Annotated in this window: 8 protein-coding genes and 1 riboswitch; of the genes, 7 read left to right on the top strand and 1 reads right to left on the bottom strand. The window is 37.6% G+C overall.

The annotated features are described in order from the left end of the window. Positions 1-48: 48 nt before the first annotated feature. Positions 49-663, bottom strand: a complete 615-nt coding sequence (locus K6G87_RS04895) for an ECF transporter S component (RefSeq protein ID WP_296834608.1) — start codon at positions 661-663, stop codon at positions 49-51. Positions 664-901: 238 nt separating this feature from the next. On the opposite strand from K6G87_RS04895, the gene K6G87_RS04890 reads away from it, so the two are divergent. From K6G87_RS04890 to K6G87_RS04860, 7 genes are all read left to right on the top strand, one after another. Continuing rightward, positions 902-1,330 (top strand): MarR family winged helix-turn-helix transcriptional regulator, encoded by a 429-nt coding sequence (locus K6G87_RS04890; RefSeq protein WP_296834606.1) that lies wholly within the window; start codon positions 902-904, stop codon positions 1,328-1,330. A 106-nt stretch (positions 1,331-1,436) separates the two neighbouring features. Beyond that, complete coding sequence (locus K6G87_RS04885; protein WP_296834604.1) at positions 1,437-2,810, top strand: MATE family efflux transporter; 1,374 nt, start codon at positions 1,437-1,439, stop codon at positions 2,808-2,810. Between the two features lie 118 nt (positions 2,811-2,928). Next, entirely contained in the window at positions 2,929-3,180 is a 252-nt protein-coding gene (locus K6G87_RS04880; protein ID WP_296834602.1) for a hypothetical protein, read from the top strand. 63 nt (positions 3,181-3,243) lie between these two features. Beyond that, a complete protein-coding gene (locus tag K6G87_RS04875) occupies positions 3,244-3,570 on the top strand; it encodes a MazG-like family protein (RefSeq protein WP_296834600.1) in 327 nt (108 codons plus the stop codon). Between the two features lie 104 nt (positions 3,571-3,674). Further along, a riboswitch (FMN riboswitch) is annotated at positions 3,675-3,789 on the top strand. 281 nt (positions 3,790-4,070) lie between these two features. Beyond that, the gene (gene ribD / locus K6G87_RS04870; protein ID WP_296834599.1) at positions 4,071-5,273 is read left to right on the top strand and encodes a bifunctional diaminohydroxyphosphoribosylaminopyrimidine deaminase/5-amino-6-(5-phosphoribosylamino)uracil reductase RibD; all 1,203 of its coding nucleotides are present in this window, start codon (positions 4,071-4,073) and stop codon (positions 5,271-5,273) included. A 167-nt stretch (positions 5,274-5,440) separates the two neighbouring features. Then, positions 5,441-6,076: a riboflavin synthase gene (locus K6G87_RS04865; RefSeq protein ID WP_296834598.1), complete on the top strand. Its 636-nt coding sequence runs from the start codon at positions 5,441-5,443 to the stop codon at positions 6,074-6,076. Between the two features lie 92 nt (positions 6,077-6,168). Next, on the top strand, positions 6,169-6,498 hold a 330-nt coding region (locus K6G87_RS04860), incomplete at its 3' end, for a 3,4-dihydroxy-2-butanone-4-phosphate synthase (protein ID WP_296834596.1).

Raw genomic sequence — 6,498 nt, 5'->3', positions numbered from 1 at the left:
AAATATATGACTAAACCCCCACGGCTTTGCCTGTGGGGGTTAGTCATATTAAGCCGATTTCTTAACTTCGCTATCGATTTCTCCTAAAAGACCAGTCTTAAAGAGAGCAGGGCGAAGTGCAAGATAAGCAATAACTCCTATAACTGAATTAATAACTGCATTTATGATTGTAGCAGTTGTAGTAACTGCCATAAGCGCGCTTATTGCTGATGCAGCCTTCTCAGCATTAGGTGTAAGAAGTGTATACCAAATATATTTAAGCGTTGGTTCGAAAACGCAGTTGAATCCAAGACCAGCAACTGCTGAAATTATAGCCCATCTTACGATATATGCTTTGGGATGATCATGGGATATCTTTGCAAATCTGTGAGCTACAAGGCCTACAACAAGTCCTATAACTAATTTGCAGATAAAAGTTCTGGGAGCAGAAAGAGCATATCCACCAAGAATATCTGCTATGGAAAGACCAATTGCGCCGGCAATTCCGCCGTAAGGACCACCTAAAAGAAGAGCCCCGAGTACTACAAATGCGTTGCCGATATGAATCTTGGTTCCGGTTGCGCTGATTGCAGGAAATACAGCATAACCCGCATAGCAAAGAGCTGCCATGAGACCAGCATAAGCAATTTTCATTAATGGTTTAGTTCTGTCTAATGTCTTCATAATTCTCTCCTCTTTCGTTTTCGGATAATATATCACCAAACTGATACTGATTATATTATCAAAAAACACATTTTTTATAAGACCAGATATTATTGCTTTTATTTATAAGTAGATATGACCAAGTGATAATGAATGATCCACCCAACTAACCACCATCTAAGAACGGTAATTTGACAATGCCATAAAGATGTATTATTCTATTTTGGAACTGTTCTAAATAGAACAATAGGAGGCTGACATGACTGTATTGGACTTTATTGCTTCAACACAAGAATTGTATAACCGCAGTATCAGTAAGGTATGTAACAAATACGAGTTAACTAATATGGAGATGGCGATTATTCTTTTCCTTGCCAATAATCCTCAATATGATACAGCGACAGACATTGTGAACAAAAGACATTTGACCAAGTCTCATGTTTCAACATCAATTCGATCTCTTGAGGAAAAGAATTATCTGAAGAAAGAATATCGAAACGGAGATCATAGGACATATCATCTGGTTCTCTTGCCTGCTTCCAAAAAGATGGTCAAGGATGGTCAGAAGGCTCAAAAAGCTTTTTTAAATGTCTTAACTAAGGATTTTACTGCATCTGAGCTTGGAATGATGCAAAAGTACCTTCAGCATGTTTATGACAATGTGATAAAAGAGCTTAGCAACAAGTAGTTTATTGCAATGTGATAAAAGAGCTTAGCAACGAGTAGTTTATGACACTGAAATAAATGAGCTTAGCAATTAGTAGTTTATGAGTTTGATTTTAGGAGAATGAGTAATGACAGATGATAAAGAATTTCTTGGAAAAGAACCTGTTAACAAGCTTTTATTTAAGCTTGCATTGCCAACAGTTATAGCACAGCTTGTTAATGTTTTATATAACATTGTTGACAGAATCTATATAGGGCATATGCCTGGCGACGGAGCACTTGCTCTTACAGGTGTTGGAGTGTGCATGCCTCTGATCCTGGTTGTTTCAGCATTTGCAGCTCTTGTTAGTTCCGGAGGAGCTCCAAGGGCTTCTATTTCTATGGGAAAAAATGATTATGCTCATGCGGAAAATATTCTTGGAAACTGTTTTTCAGTACTATTGATCATTTCTGCAGTTTTGACAACAGTCTTGCTGGTATTTAACCGCCCATTATTACTTCTTTTTGGTGCGAGTAATAATACTATATCTTATGCATCATCATACATCACGATCTATGCGCTTGGTACAGTTTTTGTCCAGCTTACGCTAGGTATGAATATGTTTATAACAGCGCAGGGATTTGCCAAAACAGGAATGCTTACCGTTTTGATCGGCGCAGTTTGTAATATTATTCTTGATCCGGTATTTATTTTTATATTTGGCATGGGAGTACGAGGCGCTGCACTTGCAACCATCATTTCCCAAGCTATATCCTGTATCTGGTGCGTGAAATTTTTATGTAGCGATAAGTCTTTTCTCAGGATAAGGCGTAAATATTTACTCATAAAAAGGAATATTATCGTTCCTTGTCTTACACTTGGAACTGCAACATTTATAATGCAGCTTAGTGAAAGTATTATTGCAGTTTGCTTTAATTCTTCTCTCCTTAAATATGGCGGAGATGTAGCAGTAGGTGCAATGACAATATGTACAAGCACTATGCAGTTTGCAATGCTTCCTTTACAGGGAATAGGACAGGGAGCTCAGCCTATATCAAGCTACAATTATGGCGCAAGAAACGTGGCAAGAGTAAAAGAAACATTTAGACTGCTACTCATAATATGCCTTATTTATTCGGTTTCGCTATACCTTGGAATAATGCTTTTTCCAAGAGCTTTTGCAAGTATCTTCTCAAATGATTCTGCGCTTATAGATTATTCGGCTAATGCTCTTAGAATATATTGTGCTGTTTTGTTTGTTTTTGGTATACAGGTTTCCTGCCAGCTTACATTTACATCAATTGGTAATGCGTTGTATTCTATAATTGTTGCTGTTGTAAGAAAGTTTGTTCTGCTTATACCTTTAATATATATTCTTCCTAATCTGAATATATTACAGGACAAAACAATGGCAGTATATATGGCAGAACCAGTTGCTGATATTATTGCGGTAACTTTTACAGCTATCATATTTGCATGGCAGTTCAAAACGGCGCTTAAAAAGCTTGAAATTTTAAAATAAATATTTGCAGTATATCTAAACAGTACTACAAACAATGACGCTATATCGGTATAATGTAATATAGTTTAATACATAGTGTTTTTATAAATGATCCTGAATGTAAAAAGGAGAAATAGATATGAACAGAGAATTGGCACTTAGGTTATTTCGTATATACCAATTGGAAAAGCAGTACCAAAGACCTGTTTTTCCGGAAGACCTGCGTGCACATGCCGGGATGTCACAAAAGGAAATAAAAAGCACCATTGAAGAGCTTCTTAAGAATTGTTCTATTAAGGAAATGAGTGAACGTGGTGCAAATGTTTATACTGTTAGTAATATCGGAATAGCACATTTACAGTCATATCTGGATCTTAAGAGAGAAATGTGAGGCTTCACACATTCATTATTTTTTTTTTATGCAACATATATGTGACAATGACAGGGGGATAGGATGTCAGAATTTACCGTTAATGAAATGCAGGAAATGCAGAGAGTACTTCAGGACAAATATAAAGATAAGTGGGAGCCTATATGCCCGGAGACCGGCAAGAACAAACTTCTTTGGATGATAGGTGAAATTGGTGAAGTAATAGATATTGTCAAAAAGAACGGAGACGATAAGGCTTTGCATGATGCAAAACTTAGAAAAGATCTTGTTGAAGAGATGGCAGATGTCCTTATGTATTATAATGATGTGATGCTGTGCTATGGGATTTCATCAGATGAGCTCAAAGATATATATAAAGAAAAATTCGAAACTAATATGAAGCGCTGGTAAAATGGTGCTGACATCATAATTTTTTCCCATTGACAATTATAGGCATCCAATTTATACTTAGCATCGTGAGCGAAAGCTAACATTTAAATTTAATATAAATACGATTATTACTTCGGGGCTGGGTGCGATTCCCAACCGGCGGTATAGCCCGCGAGCCAATAGGCATGATCCGGTGAGATTCCGGGGCCGACAGTAGAGTCTGGATGAGAGAAGTGAGATTACCGTTATACTAAGGCTATATCTATATTAAATGGATATAGGTCCTGCAAATGATAGATGGTAATGTGTCTCTTTCCGAAGAGGCACATTTTTTATTTGGCGGTGGATATGACAAGGTCAGATCCAAAAGCTATTGAAGCATCTAAATGCGTAATCTTAGTATTATCTAATAATGATTCTTCTAAATCATTTTTAAACTTCCCACAATAAACCCCCCGAATTAAGAAAGGGGACACTTGGACAAAGACATATTGTATAAAGACGGTTTAGATCCTCGGTACATGAAAAGGGCAATTGAACTTGCTCTTACTGCAAAGGGACATACTAATCCAAATCCGCTTGTAGGCGCAGTTATAGTAAAAGACGGCAGGATAATCGGAGAAGGTTGTCACCAAAAATATGGCGGACTTCATGCTGAGAGAAATGCTATCAAAAGCCTTAATGAAAGCGCTAAGGGAGCAACCATATATGTAACTCTTGAACCTTGCTGCCACTATGGCAAGCAGCCGCCTTGTACTATCGCAGTAGTAGAAGCCGGGATAAACAGAGTAGTCATAGGATCAAGAGATCCTAATCCGCTAGTATCAGGAAAGGGTACAGCATATCTTCGTGAACACGGGATAGAAGTTATTGAAGACTACCTTAAAGATGAGTGCGATGAGATCAATCCGGTCTTTTTCCATTATATTTCTAACAAAGAGCCTTACGTAGCCTTAAAGTATGCGATGACAGCAGATGGAAGAATCGCAACAGATAAGGGGAGCTCCAAATGGATCACCGGAGAGAAGGCAAGAAATCATGTCCAAAAGTTAAGGTCTTATTACACAGGAATTCTGGCAGGTATCGGCACTGTTCTTGCTGATGATCCGCTTCTTACCTGCAGGATAGAAGGAGGAAGGAATCCTGTAAGAATTGTGATGGACAGCCATCTAAATATCCCACTTGACTCTAAACTTGTAAGAACTACAAGTGAAGGACCTGTAATAGTGGCCTGCCTTGATGAGTATACAAATGATAATTATTTGGAAAAAGAATCTGAAGAAACCTTTGCACATAAGACAGATAATGGTATGGATCATTTTTCCACTGATAATGACCTTATTAGTGAAGATAAACTCATGAAAGTAGCAAAGCTCAAGGAACTTGGAGTACAGGTTTTGGGAGTTAAGAAAGAAGATAATGGAAAGCATATAGATGTTAAAGACCTTCTTAAAAAACTTGGCAAGATGCAGATAGATGGAATCCTTGTTGAGGGCGGTGGACATATCAATGCTTCGTTTTTAAAAGCTGGCAAGGTCAATAAAATATATACCTTTATTGGGCCAAAAATAGTAGGAGGAAAGGGAGCTTTCACACCTGTTGGCGAAATGGGCATTGATGAGATGAGCGACAGTATAAGACTCTCAAATCCTAAAGTAAGCAGCTTTGACGAAGATATACTAATTGAATATGAAACCTATAAACCAAAGACTATCAGACTTTAAGCAATTCAAATTTCGCAAATCATAAATAATCTATTCTTGTGAAAATGATGACTCTGGAATCCTATAAAGATTACATTTATAGGCTAACCGAGGGAATCAAATCATAAGTTGCGAATAGTATATCTTCAAGGTCTGCAGATAATAAAAAAAGTAAAGGTAAATACATTATGTTTACAGGAATCATTGAAGAAAAGGGAAAGCTATTAAATAAGCACCTTCAAGGCAGTAGCTCTTTTATCAAAATAGGAGCATCCAAGGTTTTAGAAGGGACCAAAACAGGAGACAGCATAGCAGTTAACGGAGTGTGCCTTACTGTTACGGCTATGGATGATAAGTCATTCACTGCTGATGTTATGCCTGAGACACTTAAAAGGACCAATCTTGGAGATCTTAATTCTATGGCAGAGGTCAATCTTGAAAGGGCAATGGCAGCAGATGGCAGATTTGGAGGCCATATAGTAAGCGGCCACATAGATGGAACGGGAAGCATCATATCTATGGTAAAAGATGGCAATGCTGTAGTTGTAACCATAGGAGCAAAGCCTGAAATACTTGATCTCATAATAGAGAAGGGATCTATATGCATAGACGGAATAAGCCTTACAGTCGTATCGGTAGATGTTTCGTGCTTTAGCGTATCTGTCATCCCGCACACAGGATCAGAGACAATCCTTCTTGACAAGAAAAAAGGCGATAAGGTGAATCTTGAAAATGATGTGATAGCCAAATACGTTCAGAAGCTATTAAATCCTTCAAAAGGTGGAGGAATCACAATGGAATTCCTTACAGAACATGGATTTTAAAAAGATATTTTTTTGGAAAAAAGGTATCAGGAAGATAGTTATCAGGAAGATAGTTATCAGTAAGAAAGTTATCAGTAAGAAAGGAAACGATCATGAATAAAAATTTTGACAATGAGTCTGTAGAAAGAGCACTCGAAGACCTTAAATGCGGCAAGATCGTAGTAGTTGCAGATGACCCTGACAGAGAAAATGAAGGAGACCTTATCTGCGCTGCAGAATATGCAACACCTGAAAATCTAAATTTCATGGCAAGTGTTGGTAAAGGTCTTATATGCATGCCTATGAGTAAAGAAATTGCATTAAGACTTCAGATCCCAATGATGGTGACCAACAATACAGATAATCACGAGACTGCATTTACAGTATCAATTGACCATGTAGATACAAGTACAGGAATCTCTGCTTATGACAGATCACTGACA

The organism is Butyrivibrio sp. (genome assembly GCF_024699075.1).
This window is presented reverse-complemented; position numbering and strand designations above follow the sequence as displayed.

Bases quoted from the DNA above. Each gene is read 5' to 3' on its own strand.
- K6G87_RS04895 (WP_296834608.1), bottom strand. From the start codon at position 663: ATGAAGACATTAGACAGAACTAAACCATTAATGAAAATTGCTTATGCT.
- K6G87_RS04890 (WP_296834606.1), top strand. From the start codon at position 902: ATGACTGTATTGGACTTTATTGCTTCAACACAAGAATTGTATAACCGC.
- K6G87_RS04885 (WP_296834604.1), top strand. From the start codon at position 1,437: ATGACAGATGATAAAGAATTTCTTGGAAAAGAACCTGTTAACAAGCTT.
- K6G87_RS04880 (WP_296834602.1), top strand. From the start codon at position 2,929: ATGAACAGAGAATTGGCACTTAGGTTATTTCGTATATACCAATTGGAA.
- K6G87_RS04875 (WP_296834600.1), top strand. From the start codon at position 3,244: ATGTCAGAATTTACCGTTAATGAAATGCAGGAAATGCAGAGAGTACTT.
- ribD (WP_296834599.1), top strand. From the start codon at position 4,071: ATGAAAAGGGCAATTGAACTTGCTCTTACTGCAAAGGGACATACTAAT.
- K6G87_RS04865 (WP_296834598.1), top strand. From the start codon at position 5,441: ATGTTTACAGGAATCATTGAAGAAAAGGGAAAGCTATTAAATAAGCAC.